Origin of the sequence: Peribacillus butanolivorans, from assembly GCF_001273755.1 — a bacterium.
GTDB lineage: Bacteria > Bacillota > Bacilli > Bacillales > DSM-1321 > Peribacillus > Peribacillus butanolivorans.
Window position 1 is genome coordinate 1366181 of sequence record NZ_LGYA01000001.1, and the last position, 21216, is coordinate 1387396.

Sequence of the window (21216 nt, forward strand, 5' to 3'; positions counted from 1 at the left end):
GTGGAGGTGGAGATTGTATGGATATGAATCAGTATCTAGAGGTATTTATTGAAGAAAGTAAAGAACATCTTCAAACGTGCAGTGAACAGCTGTTGGTACTTGAGAAAAACCCGGAAGACCTTTCAATTGTTAACGAAATCTTTCGTTCCGCTCATACTTTAAAAGGGATGTCGGTCACCATGGGGTATGAGGATTTAGCGAACTTGACCCACAAAATGGAAAATGTGTTGGATGCGATTCGAAACAGCCAAATTATTCTTACCCCTGAATTGTTTGATGTGATATTTTTAGCCGTTGATGATTTAGAAGCAATTGTTATGTCTATTGCTGAAGGTGGCGATGGAAAAAGAGATGTGAAGAATGTTGTTTATCAGCTGCAATTGATTGAAAAAGGGGAGTCGCCTGTTTTCTCTTCTATCGCAGAGACTGCAGCTGCATCTACGGTTCATGAAAAGGAAGAAGTGACAAGTGGTGAGTACGATGAATTTGAATTGACAGTCCTGCAGCAGTCCAAAGAACAAGGATTCGACAGTTATGAAATTTCGATAGATTTGCGTGAAGACTGTCTTTTAAAAGCAGCAAGGGTATTTATGGTATATGAGGTTCTTGAAAAATCATGTGAAGTAATCAAGTCCAATCCACCGGTTGAACTTTTGGAAGAAGAGCAGTTTGATCGGAAGTTTACATTTACGGTGGTAACAAAAGAATCGAGTGAAGAGCTTCATAAAAAAATCATGAAGATTTCTGAAGTGGAAAAAGTTGGCATAAACACTCTTAATCTTGACGATCTACGACACACTGCCAATGCTAAAGAGGAAAAAAAAGCTGCAGTGGATAACCAGGCCCAAGAAAGGAACGCTTTGCTTTTAAGTGAGAATAAGGAGACTAAGAAGCAGGCACCTGTTAAGCCGGCCTCAAGTAAGACTATTCGGGTAAATATCGAGCGGCTTGATATATTAATGAATTTATTTGAGGAACTTGTGATTGATAGAGGTAGACTCGATCAAATTTCAAGCGATTTGGATAACCAGGAACTGCATGAAACAGTTGAAAGAATGTCCCGGATAACCAGCGATTTGCAAACAATTGTGTTGAATATACGGATGGTTCCTGTAGAAACTGTATTCAATCGTTTCCCTAAAATGGTTCGTCAATTAGCAAGGGATTTGAATAAGAAAGTAGATTTGGAAATCATCGGAGCTGAAACAGAACTTGATCGTACAGTTATAGATGAAATTGGTGATCCACTTGTCCATTTATTAAGAAATGCAATGGATCATGGAATTGAAACACCTGAAGAACGTCTAGCGAAAGGGAAGAATGAAGAAGGGAAAATCCTTTTAAAGGCGTATCACAGCGGCAACCATGTTTTTATTGAAATTGACGATGATGGAGCGGGAATAAATAAAGATCTTGTCTTAAACAAGGCCTTTTCCAATGGGATTTTGACAAAGGAAGCTGCTGCTACTTTAACAGATAAGCAAATCTATGAATTAATTTTTGCTTCAGGGTTCTCAACAGCTGAAACCATTTCAGCTGTATCAGGACGAGGTGTAGGGCTGGATGTGGTTAAAAATACGATCGAGTCATTGGGTGGGTCTGTAACGATAGATTCCAAAGAGAACGAAGGATCTATATTCCTTATTCAACTTCCCCTTACATTATCGATAATTTCTGTAATGCTGGTTGAAATCCAAAAGGAAAAATATGCTATTCCACTTTCTTCTATTATAGAGACTGCGATTATAAAAAAAGAAGATATCATGAATGCTCATAATCAACAAGTTATTGACTTCAGGGGGAAAGTTCTACCGCTCCTGTTCCTGAAGGAAATTTTTGAAGTGCCTGTGCATCAGGAAAAAGAGGGATTTCTTTCTGTGGTTATTGTCAGAAAAGGCGATAAATTGGCAGGATTAGTTGTGGATTCATTTATTGGACAACTCGAAATCGTCTTGAAATCTCTTGGTAATTATTTAACATCTGCTTTTGCGATATCTGGGGCAACGATATTAGGTGATGGTCAAGTTGCTTTGATCATTGATTGCAACACATTGATTCATTGACCGATAGAGAAATAGAGAGGAAACGGTCAGCAGGATTTAACCGTGGTTATGCAATGGGCGGATGAGTTCTGATTTAAGTGGTTGTTCGCATTCAGGCGTCGTGAAGGCTACTCTCTGCTATCATCATAAATTTAATAAGAGGAGGAGAATAGATGTCGACTACAAATCTCGTTCAAGATATGAAAGTAATTGTATTTCAAATTAAAGATAAAGAATATGCCATTCCAGTAGATAAAGTTAGTGGAATTGAAAAACTCTTGCATATAACAAGAGTTCCTAAGGCTGTTCAGCTTGTTAAGGGAGTCATAAATCTAAGGGGTGTAATTACCCCAATTATTGATTTACGGGTCCGTTTTGGTCTTGAAGAGTTAGAATACAACGACTCTACAAGGATTATCGTTGTCATTTTAGATGATATGGAAGTGGGGTTAATAGTAGACTCTGCCAATGATGTATTGGATATTCCAGTGGATAGTATCGAACCGCAGCCGGAAGTTGTTGGTCATTCGGCGTCAGAATACATTAGCGGCGTGGCTAAAATTGAAAAACGACTGCTCGTGTTAATTAATTTGGAAAAGGCTTTAAGTCTTGAAGTAAATGAAAATATGAGAAAAGAAGGATAATCATATGTCGTTTATTGAGAAAATTATTCCCCTTCAGCTCGATATCTTGAAGGAAATTGGCAATATTGGCGCAGGGCACGCAGCCACTGCACTTTCGGCAATTCTTAATAGGAAAATTGATATGATTGTTCCTAATGTCCGAGTGGTTTCCTTTGATGAAATGATGGAAATGGCTGGTGGGGCTGAACAAGTTGTTGCTAGCATTTTCTTGCGAATAGTAGGCGATGCATCCGGTAGTATGTTTTTCATCCTTTCTCTACCTGTGGCTGAATACTTCATTCAACAGATGACAGGAGATGAAACCTTTTCAATAGATTCCACGCCATATACTGATTTGGCGCTTTCTTGCCTTCAGGAATTAGGGAATATATTATCGGGATCCTATCTAACTTCTCTATCAGATTTCACCCAATTGAATTTATATCCATCTGTTCCGTCATTAAGTATCGACATGGTAGGAGCAACAATCAGTTATGGATTATTGGAATTGTCACAAGTAAGTGACACGGCCATTGTCATTGATACTGTACTTGAAAAGGATCAGCTATTTGCGGAGTCTATCGACGGACATTTCTTTCTGTTACCCGACCCTGAATCTTTTGATATCATTTTCTCCTCTTTAGGAGTGACAACAAATGACTGAATTATTACAGGTCAAGGTTGTAAAAGTCGGCATTGCAGATATGAATATTGTAAAACCTCCCTATTCGATCCGTACTTCAGGTCTAGGATCATGTGTTGGAGTTGTGATTTATGATGAAAAAAAAGAGATTGCCGGTTTGGCTCACGTCATGTTGCCTGACTCTTCACTCGCTAAATCGGGACATATTAACGTTGCCAAATTTGCAGATACGGCGGTTAAGGAATTAGTGCAGCGCTTAGTAAAAGAAGGGGCAAGATTGATTTTTTTAAAAGCGAAGATGGCTGGCGGGGCACAAATATTTCAATTTGCCTCTAGAGGGGATTTCATGAGAATAGGGCCCAGAAATGTGGAAGCCGTCCGGAAAGAATTAGCAGACTTGCACATCCATGTTGTTGCTGAAGATGTGGGTGGGAATAGCGGTAGAACAATAGAATTTAATTCGAAAGATTGTATGTTAAATATCCGGACCGTGAATAAAGGGACAAAAAACATATAATAAGGGATTACGACTTGTCAGAAAAAAGTGCAACTTGAAAATGACAGGAACACTTGCAATCAAAATATTGTTGCATCTAGAGCCTCGTTGGCCGTTTTGATTACAAAATGTATACAATGTTAGGAGGAAGTCCTATGTCTAATCTGACTATCGGAGAGGAACAGTTATGCTGGAAAAATTGGATTGACTGCAGAGATCAACAAGCAGGGGACAATTTGGTTAAGAAATATATCCCACTTGTATCTTATCATGTCCAACGCATTTCAGTGAGCCTGCCTAAAAATGTGAGCCGTGATGATATAAGGAGTTTGGGGATGATGGGGTTATTCAATGCCCTAGAACGTTTTGATCCAAAACGTGATCTGAAATTTGACACATATGCTTCATTTCGAATTCGTGGCGCGATACTAGATGGATTAAGGAAAGAAGATTGGCTCCCGCGAAGTGCTAGAGATAAAGCCAAGAAAATTGAGTCTGCGATCGAAAAATTAGAGCAGAAATACATGAGGAATCTTTCGCCAAATGAAATTGCATCTGAATTAAATATTCCGGAAGATGATGTATATGCTGCATTAAATGAAAATTTCTTTGCCAACGTTTTATCAATGGATGAGAATCCTCAAGAGCAAGATGATAAAGAAGGCACAAACTTTCATATTAAAGATGAAAAAGCAAATCTACCTGAGGAACATCTGTTAAGGAACGAACTGTATGTGGAACTAGCCAAAGTTATAGAAACACTTAATGAAAAGGAACAGTTGGTTTTACAACTTTTTTATAAAGAAGAGCTTACTTTAACCGAAATTGGACAAGTAATGAGCCTATCTACGTCGCGGATTTCTCAGATCCATTCTAAGACGATATATAAACTAAGAAACGCAATGCAGGATAAAAAGAATTAAGCAGTAATATAGAGAGGGTAAAGGGGCATGGAGGCTGGGTTTCATATCATGCTGTTACCTAAGTGCATAATAAATTGTCTGGAAAACTATTCCCATGGAGTTCTCTTGAGCAATATCACCCAGGTTAAATCGTCATGTGTTCGAAAATAGACCCTGTAAAAGGTATATAAATTACATAATATTCTATATTGGTGCCTGAAAGGGTAGATTGAGTTGTGTTTTGCCTCCCAATAGTAGAGTAAACCAGCAATACTCTTCAAATCGCCAACAAAAAAATCCACTGCCCATTTCAGGTCCATCCAACTTAATTGGTTACGATGACGATAATACTGGCTAGTTCCTTGTTCAGTATTTTGAGTTGTAGGGTCAGAAAGAGTACTGTAAATGCCGTTTTTATAGAAAGGGGTGGGTTGTCATGAGTTTTAACGCGATCGAGATGCAAATTGCTCTTTCGAGAACCCAAGATGCAGGGAAAATCCAAGAGCAAAATCAACAAAAAAATTTAATCCAACAAGATCATGCTGCCCATCAAGTTCGAAAGAATCAAGAACGGAAACTAAAGACTGTAGTTAGTGAAGAACAAAAGCTTCCCGCTCATTTTTATGAAAAAGAAGGGAATGCCGATAAATGGCAGTTTCTTAAAAAAGATAGGCAGAAAGAAAATAAGAAAAAAACAATAACAACAGTGAAAAAAGATTCTCATCCGTATAAAGGAATCAGGATTGACTATTCGGGTTAAGGGGAGGCACCATGTTAGTGATTTTTATGTTTCTACTGTTTCTTTTAAACATGCTCACCATTTTCGCCGTTGTCGTTTTATATCTCCGTCAAAATCGTTTAACTAAGCTTGAAAAAGACCAAAAAGCCATCATAAGTGAGATGGAAGAACTTTTGTCTGGTTATTTAATGGAAATGAAGGAAGATAACGAGACGTTGGTAAAGACTTTTACGAATTCAGTTGCATTAAAACCCAAGGGTGAGCATGAAGAACAAGAACGTGCGGTAGTGAAGAATTCCACGAGAGATAACGAAATCAAGCGAGAGAAAAAAATGTTGCCCGATTACAAAGAAGGGCGGCATATGGGAACAAAAAAGCAAGCTGCCGAAGCCTATAACAAAAAGCCAGAAGATAATGAGGAGCATAGATTTCCCTTAAAATCGGAAGATAGATTGGACCTTTCTTCAGAAGCCCCTTCTCTGTCCAACCAGGAGTATGAAAAAGAATTTTCAGGCATGTTACAGGTTGGATTAAATGAATTATCATTAAATGAACAAGTAGAATATTTAGCGGATCAAGGCCATTCTATAGAAAAAATCGCAAAAAAATTAAATCGCGGCAAAACAGAAATTGAACTTTTATTAAAGTTTCACATGAATAGATAATTTTTGCTTGATAGTGTCGTATCATTATGATATATTATGAAATGGTGTTAATACACACGCCCCGTGATTCTAGCAGATGGTGCTGTTTAGACAGTTTCTGTATGAAAATGATCGGAGCGGAGGAAAAACAAAACCATTTAGGAGGAACTAAAATGTCAGTCATTTCTATGAAACAATTGCTTGAAGCTGGTGTGCATTTCGGACACCAAACACGTCGCTGGAACCCGAAAATGAAGAAATATATCTTCACTGAGCGTAACGGCATCTACATCATCGACCTTCAAAAAACAGTTAAAAAGGTTGAGGAAGCTTATAACTTCGTTAAAGAACTAGCTGCTAACGGTGGAACTGTTCTTTTCGTTGGTACTAAAAAACAAGCTCAAGAATCTGTTAAAGAAGAAGCTATCCGTTCTGGTATGTACTATGTAAACCAACGCTGGTTAGGTGGAACTTTAACAAACTTTGAAACAATCCAAAAACGTATTACTCGTCTTAAAGATATCGAAAAAATGGAAGAAAACGGAACTTTCGAAGTACTTCCTAAAAAAGAAGTTATCCAACTTAAAAAAGAATGGGATCGCTTAGAGAAATTCTTAGGCGGTATTAAAGATATGAAGACTCTTCCAGATGCGATCTTCGTTATCGACCCTCGCAAAGAGCGTATTGCTGTTGCGGAAGCACACAAATTACACATTCCACTTGTTGGTATCGTTGATACAAACTGTGATCCGGATGAAATCGATGTAGTTATTCCTGCGAATGACGATGCAATCCGTGCTGTTAAATTATTAACAGGTAAAATGGCAGATGCTATCTTAGAAGCTAAACAAGGCGAAGAAACAGCAACTGAAACAACAACTGCTTAATAGGCAAAAAAGGTTGCTTAATTAGTAAGAAAAAAAGGTGATAAGAGGATAATGCCTTTTATCCCTTTTTTTTGCACTAAATAAGCATACATAAATCCCGTGCGGATTTTTAAAAAACGTTACGGTTGATTTTCAGGGAATGAAGATAATATGACATCAGGGTTTTGTCCATAAGACTGACCGGCTGATGGTTTTTTGAGAATTTTGCTATAATTTGTTGTTTTTATTGATAAAAACAAGTATTATCTGGCAAAATGGGTAAAGACTGAATAAACTGCATTTAATTTGAGGAGGATAAATATTATGGCAATCACTGCACAATTAGTTAAAGAATTGCGTGAAAAAACTGGTGCCGGCATGATGGACTGTAAAAAGGCGCTAGTACAAACTGAAGGTGATATGGAAAAAGCAATCGATTTCCTACGTGAAAAAGGAATTGCGAAAGCTGCTAATAAAGGAGACCGTATCGCTGCTGAAGGTTTAACTTCTATCGTTGTTGAAGGAAACCAAGCAGTTATCCTTGAAGTGAACTCAGAAACAGATTTTGTTGCTAAAAACGAAGGCTTCCAAGCTCTTGTTAAAGAATTGGCTGCATTCCTTCTTGCTAACAAACCTGAAAGCGTTGAAATTGCTCTTGAGCAAACAATGGAAAATGGAGCAAAAGTTGCAGATCATATCAATGCGGCAGTTGCTAAAATTGGTGAAAAATTAACTCTACGTCGTTTCCAAGTTGTTACAAAAACAGATAATGACGCATTTGGCGCATACCTTCACATGGGTGGACGTATCAGTGTGCTTTCTGTTCTTGAGGGTACAACTGATGCAGAGGCTGCTAAAGGCGTTTCAATGCATATCGCTGCAATTAACCCGAAATATATTTCACGTGACCAAGTGGATGCAAGTGAATTAGACCGCGAACGTGAAGTTCTTACACAACAAGCTCTTAATGAAGGTAAACCAGAAAAAATCGTTGCGAAAATGGTTGAAGGACGTATCAACAAATTCTACGAAGAAATCTGTGTGAACGAACAAGCTTTCGTTAAAAATCCAGATCAAAAAGTTGGACAATTCGTTGAATCTATAGGTGGAAAAATCCAATCATTCGTTCGTTATGAAGTAGGCGAAGGTCTTGAAAAACGTCAAGAAAACTTTGCTGAAGAAGTAATGAACCAAGTTAAAAAAGACTAATTGCAAGAAAATGATTGAATAGGGAACACTCTAGTGTTCCCTATTTTTTGAAATGTCATGAACTTTTGTTAGCAAATAACGGGATGAACGAACGAAAAGATTACATAGTTGGAGGTTTTCATGAGTAACGCTAAATATAAACGTGTTGTACTAAAACTCAGTGGCGAAGCATTAGCCGGTGACGAAGGGTTTGGAATTAACCCTGCAGTAATTAAATCAATTGCTGAACAAGTGAAAGAAGTAGCTGAACTTGATGTAGAAGTTGCTGTAGTTGTCGGTGGCGGAAACATTTGGCGCGGGAAAATCGGAAGTGAAATGGGCATGGATCGTGCTAATGCCGATTATATGGGTATGTTGGCTACAGTCATGAACTCATTGGCTTTACAAGATAGCCTTGATCAACTTGGAATTGAAACACGCGTCCAAACTTCCATTGAGATGAGACAAGTGGCAGAACCATACATTAGACGCCGTGCGATCAGACATCTTGAGAAAAAGAGGGTTGTAATTTTTGCAGCTGGTACAGGTAATCCTTATTTTTCAACGGATACTACTGCCGCCTTGCGTGCAGCTGAAATTGAAGCTGACGTTATCTTGATGGCGAAGAATAATGTGGATGGCGTTTATAATGCTGACCCGGTTAAAGACAAAAATGCTGTGAAGTATGATGAACTTTCTTATCTTGATGTGATTAAAGAGGGATTAGAAGTAATGGATTCAACTGCGTCCTCACTTTGCATGGACAATGATATACCATTGATTGTCTTCTCGATTATGGAAAAAGGTAATATTAAACGAGCGGTTTTAGGCGAAACGCTTGGAACAATTGTAAGGGGGAAATAAAAGATGCCGAAACAAGTTATTTCAAATGCGAAAACGAAAATGGAAAAAGCCATTGGAGCTTACACACGTGAATTAGCCAGCATCCGTGCCGGCAGGGCGAATGCCTCGTTGCTTGATAGAATATCTATTGATTATTATGGTTCTCCAACCCCGATTAATCAGGTTGCTGGTATTTCTGTACCGGAAGCTAGACTTTTAGTGATTCAGCCTTATGACAAAACCGTCTTAGGTGAGATTGAAAAAGCGATTTTGAAATCTGACTTAGGTTTAAATCCTTCCAATGATGGATCAATCATCCGTATTGCCATTCCTGCGTTAACTGAAGAACGTAGAAAAGAGCTTGTGAAGGTTGTCAAGAAAGAAGCGGAAGAAGCGAAAATAGCAGTCCGTAATGTTCGTCGCGATGGTAATGACGATTTGAAAAAACTTGAAAAAAATGGTGAAATCACTGAAGATGATTTACGCGGCTATGCTGATGACATCCAAAAGATGACTGATGGCAATATCACGAAAATCGATGAGATTACGAAAGATAAAGAAAAAGAAATTTTGGAAGTATAATCTCTTCTTAAAATATAAAATAAAGAGGGCCGAATCCATACTGGTCATGTCTTAGTTCTAACATATAGGTGTGCTAAAAAGAGAAAACTGTTATAATAAGGTTTCTCCGATAATGATTACGCCTTGAGTTAGTAAGCTGCATGCAAACGTTGGAGGTGGTCCTTTTTTGTATTTTTCATTGCAAATGATAAACTGTTTTTAGAAAAAAGAAGTGATAATTTCTCCCCTTCTGACTTCTAATTAAGAAATTTTTTTCATAATAATATGAGAACAAGTTTTTTTTTGATATTATAATAAAGATTCTGTTCTTTTTCGCAGAAAGCTTGATATACATAGAGCGCGAATATTTTTAACTTTGTAGAGAGATAAGTACAACCTAATGGGGGACTAACATATGTATTCACTATGGAAGCGTTTCGTTAAAAAAGATGCTTCTTCCGATGTAACAAATAGGATTCAGCATATTAAGAAGTTTGATGTTCCTCAACATATTGCCATTATTATGGATGGAAACGGCCGTTGGGCCAAAAAGCGTGCACTGCCACGCGTGGCCGGTCATCATGAAGGAATGAAAACCGTTCGTAAAATTACGAAAGTAGCCAATAAATTAGGAGTAAAAACATTAACCGTCTATGCGTTCTCCACTGAAAATTGGAAACGTCCGAAAAGTGAAGTCGACTTTTTAATGAAGCTTCCTCAGGAATTCCTCGGGACCTTTTTACCTGAGCTTATTTCTGAAAATGTAAGAGTAGAGACGATTGGCGACTTGTCTCTCATCCCGTCACATACTCAAAATGCCGTTAAACGGGCAATGGAAGATACTAAGAATAATGATGGGATGATTTTAAACTTTGCTCTAAACTACGGAAGCCGCGGAGAAATCGTAACCGCAGTGAATAGCATCGTTCATGATGCTAAGAATGGTATAATAAAGGAAAATGTTTCGGAGGAAATACTTACAAGTTACTTAATGACTAAGCATTTGTCAGATCCAGATTTACTGATTCGCACAAGCGGTGAAATCCGTTTAAGTAATTTCATGCTATGGCAGGCGGCTTATACAGAGCTATGGTTTACAGATGTACTATGGCCGGATTTTAGTGAAGAGCATTTATTGCAGGCAGTTGAGGAGTATCAAAAGCGTTCACGAAGATTCGGTGGCGTTTAATGTAGAAGGCGAGGAAAATGGAATAATGAAACAGCGAATTATTACGGCGGTCGTTGCTGCCGCTATCTTCATTCCAATAGTTATTTTAGGGGGAATTCCCTTTTTACTGCTGGTTTATCTGCTAGCGTCCATTGGTTTGTATGAACTGATGAAAATGAAAAATATGCGTGTGCTCTCTTTTGAAGCGATTCTTTCACATATCTTGTTATGGGTACTTTTACTACCCAATGAAAATACCGCTTTTTTAGCCAATATTAATTACGATAAAGTCCAAATTTTCTTAATGGGCGTTTTACTGCTACTTCTTTATACAGTCGTTTCAAAAAATCGTTTTACTTTTGATGACGCAGGCTTTTTAGTGATTACAATCCTATATCTAGGCATGGGATTCTACTATCTATTTGAAACACGTGATTCGTTGGGGCTGGGTCTGATATATATCTTGCTTGCATTATTTACGATTTGGGCAACCGATTCAGGAGCATACTTTATCGGTAAGTCACTAGGTAAAAGAAAGTTATGGCCTGAAATCAGTCCAAATAAAACGGTGGAGGGATTTTTCGGCGGGGTATTCTCCGCGTTGATAGTGGGTGTGCTATTTTATGTTTTCTCTTCCCTCGACTATACATTATTACAATTGCTATTGATTTCTTTAATCATTGCGATTTTCGGCCAATTGGGTGATCTCGTTCAATCGGCTTATAAACGTCATTATGGGGTAAAGGATTCAGGAAAGCTTCTTCCAGGTCATGGAGGAATTTTGGACAGGCTTGATAGTCTGATATTTATTTTACCGATTTTGCATTTATTGCATGTATTATAATACAAATAAAGGCATAGGCAAGTGTTATATAAATTAGGAGATGAACAATTTGAAATATATCAGCCTTTTGGGTGCAACAGGTTCGATTGGCCAACAAACAGCGGATGTAGTGAGGGCTCATCCTGATCAATTCAAAATAGTGGCGCTTTCAGCTGGGAAAAATATAGAATTGGTCAGAACTTACATACAAGAGTTTGAACCGAAACTTGTTTCAGTACAGACTAAAGAGGATTATCATCTTTTAAAAAGTGAATTCTTCAGCAAAAAAGATATCGAGTTCATGTACGGAGATGAAGGACTGACCGCTGTTGCTGTTTATGATCAAGCTACAATATTAGTCAATGCCGTCATCGGAAGCGTAGGACTCTATCCAACTTTGCAGGCAATCAAGGCTAAAAAGGATATTGCAATCGCTAATAAGGAGACATTAGTGACTGCAGGTCATTTGGTCATAAATGAAGCTAAAAAAGCTGGAGTTAGATTACTCCCTGTTGATAGTGAGCATTCAGCGATTTTCCAGGCGTTACAGGGCGAAAAGGAAAAGAATATCGAACGTCTAGTCATTACTGCATCAGGCGGCAGCTTCCGGGATCGTACCCGAGAAGAATTGAAAGGTGTTACGGTGGAAGAGGCGCTAAATCATCCGAACTGGTCGATGGGCGCTAAAATTACGATAGATTCAGCTTCGATGATGAATAAGGGGTTGGAAGTAATTGAGGCCCACTGGCTTTTCGATCTTTCATACGATAAAATTGATGTATTGTTACATAGGGAGAGTATCATCCACTCCATGGTTGAATTTCATGATTCTAGTGTGATTGCCCAACTGGGCACACCAGATATGCGCGTACCGATTCAATATGCCCTTACTTATCCTGACCGTCTACCACTCGTGGGGCGTAAACGTCTGAACTTGGCTGATGCAGGAAAACTTCATTTTAGCGATATGGATTTCACCAGATATCCTTGTTTGCAATTTGCCTATAAAGCAGGTAAAATGGGCGGAACAATGACAACCGTGTTGAATGCAGCCAATGAAGCAGCAGTAGCTGCATTTTTATCTGGAAAGGTATCATTCCTGGAAATTGAGACTTTGATTGAAAAAGCGCTGAATCAGCATTCTGTCATAACACTTCCGGATTTAGAAACCATTCAGGAAGTAGATTTAATGACAAGGCAGTATATAGAATCTTTAGTGAAAGATAGGTGACCGGAACATGCAGACTTTAGAAACGATTATAGCGTTCATTATCATTTTCGGTGCTCTTGTATTTTTCCATGAGCTTGGACACTTAGTGTTTGCAAAGCGTGCCGGAATTTTATGCCGTGAGTTCGCAATCGGTTTCGGACCAAAAGTATTCACGTATAAAAAGAAGGAAACCGTTTATACGATTCGCCTGCTTCCTCTAGGTGGGTATGTGCGTATGGCTGGCGAAGATGCTGAAAATATTGAGCTAAAGCCGGGTTATCGCGTAGGATTAATTTTTGATAATGAAGAGTATGTTACAAAAATCATTTTGAACAATAAAGATAAATATCCTGATATCCGGCTTGTTGAAGTAGAAGTGATCGACCTTGATCACAAACTGATTCTTACAGGTTATGAAGAGGGAGAGGAAGATACGTTAAAAACCTTTACCATTCATAAAGAAGCGGTAATCGTTGAAAATGGTGTAGAAAATCAGATTGCACCTTATGACCGACAATTTGCCTCAAAGTCGCTAGGACACCGCTTCCTAACGATTGTAGCTGGGCCAGCGATGAACTTTGTTTTGGCGTTTGTTATTTTTGTGTTGATTGGTTTGTTTCAAGGGGTTGTTGTGGATGAAGCAAAACTCGGTGAACTGACTGCAGATGGTTCGGCTATAAATGCCGGGTTAAAATCTGGAGATGTTATTCAATCGATTGAGGGAACAGAAGTCTCATCTTGGGGAGATGTTCAGGAAAGCATACAAAAAAACCCTGGACAAGAAATAGAATTTGTCGTTGATAGGGACGGGAAAACATTAGAAGTACCCGTTGTTCCTCAAGAAGTGAAGAGAGATGGCAAGAAAATTGGAATTATTGGTGTCTATCCTCCAGTTGAAAAAGCACCGATTAAAGCAATACAATACGGTTTTACCGAAACATATTTTTGGACAAAACAGATCTTTATTATTCTTGGTGACCTTGTAACGGGCGGGTTTACGATCGACAGTCTATCAGGCCCTGTAGGAATCTATAAATCCACAGAAGAAGTTGCAAAACAAGGTATATTCACGTTGATGAAATGGGCAGGACTGCTCAGCATTAACCTAGGAATTATGAACCTTCTTCCATTACCAGCGTTGGATGGAGGAAGACTGCTATTCTTCGTGGTAGAATTCTTAAGAGGAAAACCAATTGACCGCCAAAAAGAAGGAATGGTTCACTTTATCGGGTTTGCATTGCTGATGTTGTTAATGATTGTCGTTACTTGGAATGACATCCAGCGATTCTTCTTATAAAACATGTTCGAATAAGGTATTACAGGCCAGCAGAATTATCTGTTGGCTGTTTCTAATCATGGGAATGGAAATCACCATTTTCTTAAGTTTTTTAAACGTTTTGGGGAAATAGTTTGTTTTCTAAGGAAATCGTAAGTATAATCGAGAATGAGTATATTAAATCAGCTTTTCTGAATATCTCAGAAAGTCTTTTTTTGTATTATATGACCGTATAAAAGCTACGGGATGTAATTATCCGTGGCGGCAGTTTAATTTAAAGGAATTATTGAAGAGGTGCAGATATGAAACAAAGTATGACGTTAATCCCTACATTGAGAGAAGTACCTGCAGATGCAGAAATTAAAAGTCATCAGCTATTATTACGTGCAGGATTTATGAGACAAAATTCCAGTGGGGTATATAGTTTCATGCCGCTTGGGAAAAAAGTGCTTCAAAAGGTTGAAGCCATCGTTCGGGAAGAGATGGATAATGCTGGTGCAGTTGAGCTTTTAATGCCTGCTTTACAACAAGCGGAATTCTGGCAGGAATCTGGACGTTGGTATACATATGGTCCAGAGTTGATGCGTTTGAAGGACCGCAACAACCGTGAATTTGCGCTTGGTGCCACACATGAAGAAGTGATTACAAGCCTAGTTCGTGATGAAGTGAAGTCTTACAAGCGTCTTCCTTTAACAGTATACCAAATTCAAACAAAATTCCGTGACGAACAGAGGCCGCGCTTTGGATTGTTGCGTGGACGTGAATTTATCATGAAAGATGCTTATTCTTTCCATGCTAATCAAGAAAGCCTTGATGCTGTTTATAAAAAATTATATGCGGCGTATGCAAATGTATTTAGCCGCTGCGGTCTTAATTTCCGTGCGGTCATTGCCGATTCAGGAGCGATGGGTGGAAAAGATACACATGAATTCATGGTCCTATCTGAAATAGGGGAAGATACAATTGCCTATTCAGATACGTCTGATTATGCAGCTAATATTGAAATGGCACCAGTAAGTGTGAACTATGAAAAAAGTTCAGAAGCACAGGGTGCACTTGAAAAAATTCATACACCTGGGCAAAAAACAATCGAGGAAGTAGCAACATTCTTAAAAACGGATGCTACGAAGTTGATTAAATCGTTGTTGTTTAAAGTGGATGAAAAATTTGTGCTCGTATTGGTGCGCGGTGATCATGAAGTCAATGATATTAAGTTGAAGAATTTCTATAACGCATCAGTCGTAGAAATGGCAGATCCAATCGAGACGAAAGATGTTTTGGGCTGTGCAATTGGTTCTCTTGGACCAATCAATGTCACTTCTGACGTAGAAGTGATTGCGGATGTTGCTATCGAAGTAATGGTCAATGGAATTTGTGGTGCAAATGATGAAGACTACCATTATGTGAATGTAAATCCAGACCGTGATTTTAATGTAGCCAATTATTTGGATCTTCGTTTTATTCAAGAGGGTGACCTATCACCGGATGGAAACGGAAAAATTCAATTTGCTAAAGGGATTGAAGTTGGTCACGTATTCAAGCTGGGGACAAAATATTCCGAAGCGATGAACGCGACCTACCTTGATGAAAATGGACGATCACAGCCGATGATCATGGGTTGTTACGGAATTGGTGTATCTCGCACACTTGCAGCTGTAGCTGAGCAATTCAACGATGAAAAAGGATTGGTTTGGCCAGTGAACTTAGCGCCATACCAAGTTCATTTGATCCCAATTAATATGAAGGATGAAGCGCAGTCTGCACTTTCAGAAGAATTGTATAATGATTTTAAAACACAAGGCTTTGACGTTCTGATGGATGATCGTCAAGAACGTGCCGGTGTTAAATTTGCTGATTCAGACTTAATTGGACTTCCTGTCCGTGTAACAGTCGGTAAAAAGGCTTCAGAGGGAATTGTCGAAGTGAAAATCCGTAAAACTGGTGAGGTTCTTGAAATTGAAAGAGCTGAACTAACTCAAAAACTTCGCGAAATATTAGGATAATTATTTTGAAAAATAGCGAAGGGAGGCATCATTCAATTGAATGATGCTTTTCCTTTTCCTACATTTAGATACTCGTGAAAGGTACGTGTTATGTTATAATAACCACTGATATTAGAGTGGAAATAATAATGAATAAAATCTTAAGAGATAGTAGATAAGGGGAGAGAGGAAATGGATCAAAATCCAAATAGCGGTAGAGAGAGATTTCAACTCTTGCTCCAGCAGATGGACTTGACTGAGGATGCCTTTGTGAACTTTTTCATTGGTGCCGAAATTGATAAGCTCTCAATTGAGAGAGAGTCCAAAACATGGCATTTTGCCTTTAATATACCTGCGTTAATTCCTTGCAGTGTTCATACAAGACTTGCTACTCAATTAGCAAGTACCTTCGCCCATATTGCGAAGGTCTCATTCACTTTGAATGTAGCTAACCCGCAAGTGACCGAACAATTAGTTAAAGAGTATTGGAAAAACTGCATAGGCGAGCTTCAAGGCATGTCTCCAGCTCTATTGTCACTACTAAATGAGCAAGAGCCTACAGTAAATGGATATAAAATTATCGTAAGTGCACGAAATGATACTGAGGCCGGTCAGTTGAAACGAAAATACTCTGGACTCATTTCGAATATCTATCAAACGTTTGGTTTCCCTCCACTGACTCTTGATGCGGAAGTAAAGGAAACAGTTTCGAATCCTGATTATCAGAAGTTTTTAGAAGAGAAACAAAAGGAAGACGCGGAAAAGGGGCTTGCTGCCCTAGTGGAAATGCAGAAGAAAGAATCGGAAAAAGGTGGAGACGATGGCGTCTACGAAGGACCTGTTAAGATTGGTTATACGATTAAAGAAGATGCTGATTTCCGCAGAATTGAACAGATTATCGATGAAGAGCGGAGAATTGCAATTGAGGGCTTCGTATTTGATGCGGAAGTCCGAGAGCTTCGTAGTGGCCGTAGCTTACTGACGTTCAAAGTCACGGATTATACCAGCTCAATATTAGTCAAAATGTTTTCACGTGATAAAGAAGATGCCGCAATTCTTGCCCGTGTGAAAAAGGGAATGTGGGTACGTGCTCAAGGTAGCATTCAAAATGATACATTTGTACGGGATTTGGTTATGATTGCAAATGATATAAATGAAATTTCTAAACAGGGTCGACAGGACAAGGCTCCTGAAGGGGAAAAGCGGGTCGAACTGCATATGCATACTCCGATGAGTTCTATGGATGCGGTGACACCGACTTCTGCCCTTATTGCCCAGGCAGCCAAGTGGGGGCATAAGGCTGTTGCCATCACGGATCATGCAGGTGCCCAATCATTCCCTGAAGCTTATAGTGCTGGGAAAAAGAATGACATTAAAATTCTTTACGGCGTCGAAGTGAATCTTGTAAACGACGGCGTGCCGGTTGTCTATAATGAGGCGCATATTGCATTGGCTGATGCCACCTATGTCGTGTTTGATGTAGAAACGACAGGACTGTCTGCCGTTTATGATACGATAATTGAATTTGCTGCAGTAAAAATTCGTGACGGGGACATTATTGATCGATTCGAGTCATTTGCGAATCCTCATCATCCGTTATCCAATACGACCATAGATTTGACGGGAATCACTGATGATCTTGTAGAAAATGCTCCGGAAGTCTCGGAAGTACTCGAAAAGTTCAGGAATTGGGCAGGAGATGCCATACTCGTTGCTCATAACGCGACATTTGATATGGGCTTTTTGAATATAGGTTATAAAAACATGGGATATCCTAAGGCAGCGAACCCAGTTCTGGACACATTGGAACTAGCCCGATTTTTATATCCGGAGTTTAAAAACCATCGTTTAAATACATTATGTAAAAAGTTCGATATCGATTTGACCCAGCATCATAGGGCCATATATGATGCCGAAGCTACAGGCTACCTTATGTTGAAGATACTAAAGGATGCGATGGAAAAAGACATTACCCATCATGATCAGCTAAATGACAATATGGGGAAAGGAAATGCTTATCAGCGTTCCCGTCCGTCCCATTGTACGCTGATTGCGCAAACACAGGCTGGTTTAAAAAACCTTTTTAAATTAATTTCGATATCACATATTGATTATTATTATCGTGTACCTCGGTTACCGCGTTCCCAACTTAAAAAGTATCGTGAAGGAATTCTCGTTGGATCCGGATGTGATAAAGGGGAAGTTTTTGAAGGGATGATGCAAAAGGGTTTTGAGGAAGTCATAGATATCGCTGAATTTTACGATTATCTTGAAATTCATCCGAAGGAAGTATACCAGCATTTGATTGAGCTTGAATATATCAGGGATGATAAATCGTTAGAAACAATCATCACAAATATCGTCAAGCTTGGTGAGAAATTGGATAAGCCTGTCGTTGCCACAGGGAATGTTCATTATTTGGACCCAAACGACAAAATTTACCGTAAAATCCTTGTGAATTCACAAGGTGGAGCGAACCCGCTGAATCGTCATAAGCTGCCGGATGTACATTTCCGGACAACTGATGAAATGCTGAGGGCCTTCTCATTCCTTGGTTCTGAGAAAGCCAAAGAAGTCGTGGTAACTAACACGAATAAAATCGCTGATATGATAGATGAAATCAAGCCTATCAAGGATGAGTTATACACGCCTAAAATTGAAGGTGCAGAAGAAGAGATGCGTGAGATGAGTTACGGCATGGCAAGGAAGATATACGGAGAGAACCTGCCGGAAATCGTAGAGGCCCGTCTTGAAAAAGAACTGAAAAGCATCATTGGCCATGGATTTGCCGTTATTTATTTGATTTCTCACAAACTAGTTAAAAAATCTTTGAATGATGGCTATCTCGTAGGATCACGGGGGTCGGTGGGATCTTCGTTCGTTGCAACGATGACTGAAATTACTGAGGTTAACCCGCTGCCGCCGCATTATGTGTGTCCAACGTGTAAAAAATCGGAATTCTTCAATGACGGTTCTGTGGGTTCTGGATTTGACCTGCCAGATAAAGACTGTCCAGATTGCGGCATTGCTTATACAAAAGACGGACATGATATCCCGTTTGAAACCTTCCTTGGCTTTAAAGGGGATAAGGTTCCTGATATTGACTTGAACTTTTCCGGTGAATATCAGCCGAAGGCCCATAACTATACTAAGGTCTTGTTTGGAGAAGAGTATGTTTACCGCGCTGGAACGATTGGTACAGTAGCTGAAAAAACGGCGTATGGCTATGTAAAAGGTTATTCTACCGACAATAATATCCATATGCGGGGCGCTGAGACTGACCGTCTTGTTGCTGGATGTACAGGAGTAAAACGGACTACTGGACAGCATCCAGGTGGAATCATCGTTGTTCCGGATTACATGGATATTTATGATTTCACACCTATTCAGTTCCCAGCGGATGACCGAACTTCCGAGTGGAAAACGACTCACTTTGATTTCCATTCAATTCACGATAATATATTAAAACTTGATATTCTTGGTCACGATGATCCGACTGTAATCAGGATGCTTCAGGATTTGAGCGGTATCGATCCAAAAACGGTTCCGACAGACGATCCTGAAGTAATGAAAATATTCAGCAGTACCGAATCATTAGGAGTAACCGAAGATCAAATTATGTGTAAAACTGGAACGCTCGGTATTCCCGAATTTGGTACGCGTTTTGTTAGGCAGATGCTTGAAGACACGAAACCTACCACATTTTCCGAGCTTGTCCAGATATCCGGATTATCTCATGGTACCGATGTATGGTTGAGTAATGCTCAGGAGTTAATTCACAACCGAATATGTACACTTAGCGAAGTTATCGGTTGTCGGGATGATATTATGGTCTATCTGATTTATCAAGGGCTCGATCCTTCCCTGGCGTTTAAAATTATGGAATCAGTACGTAAAGGGAAAGGGCTATCTGAGGAATTCGAAGCAGAAATGAGAAAAAATGAGGTGCCGGAATGGTATATCGATTCATGTAAAAAGATTAAATACATGTTCCCGAAAGCCCATGCTGCAGCCTATGTTTTAATGGCTGTCCGGATTGCTTATTTTAAAGTGCATTTACCTTTATTATATTATGCCGCTTATTTCACAGTTCGTGCCGATGATTTTGAAATCGATGCGATGACGCGGGGATCTCAGGCGATCAAAACTAAGATTGAAGAAATCAATGTAAAAGGATTGGATGCTTCTACTAAGGAAAAGAATACATTGACGGTTCTTGAACTTGCCTTAGAAATGTGTGAACGCGGATACAGCTTTGCTAAGGTGGATTTGTATAAATCTAGTGCAGACCAATTCATAATTGAAGGTAACACGTTGATTCCACCATTCAATTCAATACCAGGTCTTGGAACAAATGCGGCCATCAATATCGTTAATGCACGTAAGAATGGAGAATTCCTCTCGAAAGAAGACCTACAACAGCGAGGGAAAGTATCCAAGACGATTCTTGAATACCTTGATAAACAAGGCTGTCTAGAGTCTCTGCCTGAACAAAATCAGTTATCTTTATTTTAAAAGAGAAGCTGATGATAAAAAGGAAGAAACAGACATGATATTTGCATAAATATCTTGATTATGGTATATTTTTATTGGAAATACTAAGAGGAACCAATGGCAAGAGTGGGGAAACCCACTCTTTCGTGTTGTATTGACCATTTATTTTGAATCCGAAACCAAGCGCATACAACGCACGTATGGAGGAAACAAATGAGTAAAAAGGTAACGGAAGTTGTAGAAGAATTAGCATTACCAATTCTTGAAGAATTGCAGCTTGAATTAGTTGAAGTGGAGTATGTGAAGGAAGGTAAAAGCTGGTTCCTTCGAGTTTACATTGATAAAGAAACAGGCGTAGATCTTGAAGATTGCGGAAAAGCGAGTGAAAAGCTCAGTGAAAAGCTTGATGAAGTTGATCCAATTCCACAAATTTATTTTCTCGAAGTTTCATCTCCCGGAGCTGAAAGGCCTCTGAAAAAAGAGAAAGATTTCCTTAATGCTATCGGTAAAAATGTTTACATAAAAACATACGAGCCCATTTTAGATGAAAAAGAATTTGAAGGAATCTTAACCAGCTTCGATGGGAACGAAGTGACGCTTGAAATCAAAATCAAGACAAGAAAGAAAACAATCGTCATTCCATACGAAAAGGTAGCTAAAGCAAGATTGGCGATTACCTTCTCTTAAGTCAAGAAAATCAATAATTAAATATCCGT

18 protein-coding genes are annotated in these 21216 nt (G+C 39.1%); all 18 read left to right on the forward strand.

Annotated features, from left to right (window positions below; genetic code table 11):
• The first annotated feature begins 17 nt into the window (after positions 1–17).
• The 18 genes from AKG34_RS06550 (at position 18) to rimP (ending at position 21187) form a co-directional block, all read left to right on the forward strand.
• Positions 18–2063, forward strand: a complete 2046-nt coding sequence (locus AKG34_RS06550) for a chemotaxis protein CheA (protein WP_053345342.1) — start codon at positions 18–20, stop codon at positions 2061–2063.
• 152 nt (positions 2064–2215) lie between these two features.
• Complete coding sequence (locus tag AKG34_RS06555) at positions 2216–2686, forward strand: chemotaxis protein CheW (protein ID WP_053345343.1); 471 nt, start codon at positions 2216–2218, stop codon at positions 2684–2686.
• A 4-nt stretch (positions 2687–2690) separates the two neighbouring features.
• On the forward strand, positions 2691–3329 hold the full coding sequence (locus AKG34_RS06560) for a chemotaxis protein CheC (RefSeq protein WP_053345344.1): 639 nt from the start codon (positions 2691–2693) through the stop codon (positions 3327–3329).
• Positions 3322–3825, forward strand: coding sequence for a chemotaxis protein CheD (locus AKG34_RS06565; RefSeq protein ID WP_053345345.1), 504 nt, complete (start codon positions 3322–3324; stop codon positions 3823–3825). The genes AKG34_RS06560 and AKG34_RS06565 overlap by 8 nt, the downstream gene beginning before the upstream one ends.
• 134 nt (positions 3826–3959) lie before the next feature.
• A complete protein-coding gene (locus tag AKG34_RS06570; RefSeq protein WP_053345346.1) occupies positions 3960–4727 on the forward strand; it encodes a FliA/WhiG family RNA polymerase sigma factor in 768 nt (255 codons plus the stop codon).
• Positions 4728–5142: 415 nt separating this feature from the next.
• Positions 5143–5466 carry a hypothetical protein gene (locus tag AKG34_RS06575; protein ID WP_053345347.1) on the forward strand — a complete coding sequence of 108 codons (324 nt, stop codon included), beginning with the start codon at positions 5143–5145 and terminating at the stop codon, positions 5464–5466.
• An 11-nt stretch (positions 5467–5477) separates the two neighbouring features.
• Positions 5478–6110: a hypothetical protein gene (locus tag AKG34_RS06580; RefSeq protein ID WP_053345348.1), complete on the forward strand. Its 633-nt coding sequence runs from the start codon at positions 5478–5480 to the stop codon at positions 6108–6110.
• A gap of 152 nt (positions 6111–6262) precedes the next feature.
• Positions 6263–6976, forward strand: a complete 714-nt coding sequence (rpsB, locus tag AKG34_RS06585; RefSeq protein ID WP_053345349.1) for a 30S ribosomal protein S2 — start codon at positions 6263–6265, stop codon at positions 6974–6976.
• Between the two features lie 303 nt (positions 6977–7279).
• Positions 7280–8164, forward strand: coding sequence for a translation elongation factor Ts (gene tsf / locus AKG34_RS06590; protein WP_053345350.1), 885 nt, complete (start codon positions 7280–7282; stop codon positions 8162–8164).
• Positions 8165–8284: 120 nt separating this feature from the next.
• Complete coding sequence (gene pyrH / locus AKG34_RS06595; protein ID WP_053345351.1) at positions 8285–9007, forward strand: UMP kinase; 723 nt, start codon at positions 8285–8287, stop codon at positions 9005–9007.
• 3 nt (positions 9008–9010) lie between these two features.
• Positions 9011–9568 (forward strand): ribosome recycling factor, encoded by a 558-nt coding sequence (gene frr / locus AKG34_RS06600; protein WP_053345352.1) that lies wholly within the window; start codon positions 9011–9013, stop codon positions 9566–9568.
• Positions 9569–9962: 394 nt separating this feature from the next.
• A complete protein-coding gene (locus AKG34_RS06605) occupies positions 9963–10736 on the forward strand; it encodes an undecaprenyl pyrophosphate synthase (protein WP_053345353.1) in 774 nt (257 codons plus the stop codon).
• 25 nt (positions 10737–10761) lie between these two features.
• Positions 10762–11559: a phosphatidate cytidylyltransferase gene (locus AKG34_RS06610; RefSeq protein WP_053348015.1), complete on the forward strand. Its 798-nt coding sequence runs from the start codon at positions 10762–10764 to the stop codon at positions 11557–11559.
• 49 nt (positions 11560–11608) lie between these two features.
• Complete coding sequence (gene dxr, locus AKG34_RS06615) at positions 11609–12769, forward strand: 1-deoxy-D-xylulose-5-phosphate reductoisomerase (RefSeq protein WP_053345354.1); 1161 nt, start codon at positions 11609–11611, stop codon at positions 12767–12769.
• Between the two features lie 7 nt (positions 12770–12776).
• Positions 12777–14045: an RIP metalloprotease RseP gene (rseP, locus tag AKG34_RS06620; protein ID WP_053345355.1), complete on the forward strand. Its 1269-nt coding sequence runs from the start codon at positions 12777–12779 to the stop codon at positions 14043–14045.
• Between the two features lie 281 nt (positions 14046–14326).
• On the forward strand, positions 14327–16027 hold the full coding sequence (locus tag AKG34_RS06625) for a proline--tRNA ligase (protein ID WP_053345356.1): 1701 nt from the start codon (positions 14327–14329) through the stop codon (positions 16025–16027).
• Between the two features lie 171 nt (positions 16028–16198).
• On the forward strand, positions 16199–20521 hold the full coding sequence (locus AKG34_RS06630; protein ID WP_053345357.1) for a PolC-type DNA polymerase III: 4323 nt from the start codon (positions 16199–16201) through the stop codon (positions 20519–20521).
• A 192-nt stretch (positions 20522–20713) separates the two neighbouring features.
• Complete coding sequence (gene rimP, locus AKG34_RS06635; protein ID WP_053345358.1) at positions 20714–21187, forward strand: ribosome maturation factor RimP; 474 nt, start codon at positions 20714–20716, stop codon at positions 21185–21187.
• Positions 21188–21216 lie beyond the last annotated feature (29 nt).

Bases quoted from the DNA above. Each gene is read 5' to 3' on its own strand.
- AKG34_RS06550 (WP_053345342.1), top strand. From the start codon at position 18: ATGGATATGAATCAGTATCTAGAGGTATTTATTGAAGAAAGTAAAGAA.
- AKG34_RS06555 (WP_053345343.1), top strand. From the start codon at position 2,216: ATGTCGACTACAAATCTCGTTCAAGATATGAAAGTAATTGTATTTCAA.
- AKG34_RS06560 (WP_053345344.1), top strand. From the start codon at position 2,691: ATGTCGTTTATTGAGAAAATTATTCCCCTTCAGCTCGATATCTTGAAG.
- AKG34_RS06565 (WP_053345345.1), top strand. From the start codon at position 3,322: ATGACTGAATTATTACAGGTCAAGGTTGTAAAAGTCGGCATTGCAGAT.
- AKG34_RS06570 (WP_053345346.1), top strand. From the start codon at position 3,960: ATGTCTAATCTGACTATCGGAGAGGAACAGTTATGCTGGAAAAATTGG.
- AKG34_RS06575 (WP_053345347.1), top strand. From the start codon at position 5,143: ATGAGTTTTAACGCGATCGAGATGCAAATTGCTCTTTCGAGAACCCAA.
- AKG34_RS06580 (WP_053345348.1), top strand. From the start codon at position 5,478: ATGTTAGTGATTTTTATGTTTCTACTGTTTCTTTTAAACATGCTCACC.
- rpsB (WP_053345349.1), top strand. From the start codon at position 6,263: ATGTCAGTCATTTCTATGAAACAATTGCTTGAAGCTGGTGTGCATTTC.
- tsf (WP_053345350.1), top strand. From the start codon at position 7,280: ATGGCAATCACTGCACAATTAGTTAAAGAATTGCGTGAAAAAACTGGT.
- pyrH (WP_053345351.1), top strand. From the start codon at position 8,285: ATGAGTAACGCTAAATATAAACGTGTTGTACTAAAACTCAGTGGCGAA.
- frr (WP_053345352.1), top strand. From the start codon at position 9,011: ATGCCGAAACAAGTTATTTCAAATGCGAAAACGAAAATGGAAAAAGCC.
- AKG34_RS06605 (WP_053345353.1), top strand. From the start codon at position 9,963: ATGTATTCACTATGGAAGCGTTTCGTTAAAAAAGATGCTTCTTCCGAT.
- AKG34_RS06610 (WP_053348015.1), top strand. From the start codon at position 10,762: ATGAAACAGCGAATTATTACGGCGGTCGTTGCTGCCGCTATCTTCATT.
- rseP (WP_053345355.1), top strand. From the start codon at position 12,777: ATGCAGACTTTAGAAACGATTATAGCGTTCATTATCATTTTCGGTGCT.
- AKG34_RS06625 (WP_053345356.1), top strand. From the start codon at position 14,327: ATGAAACAAAGTATGACGTTAATCCCTACATTGAGAGAAGTACCTGCA.
- AKG34_RS06630 (WP_053345357.1), top strand. From the start codon at position 16,199: ATGGATCAAAATCCAAATAGCGGTAGAGAGAGATTTCAACTCTTGCTC.
- rimP (WP_053345358.1), top strand. From the start codon at position 20,714: ATGAGTAAAAAGGTAACGGAAGTTGTAGAAGAATTAGCATTACCAATT.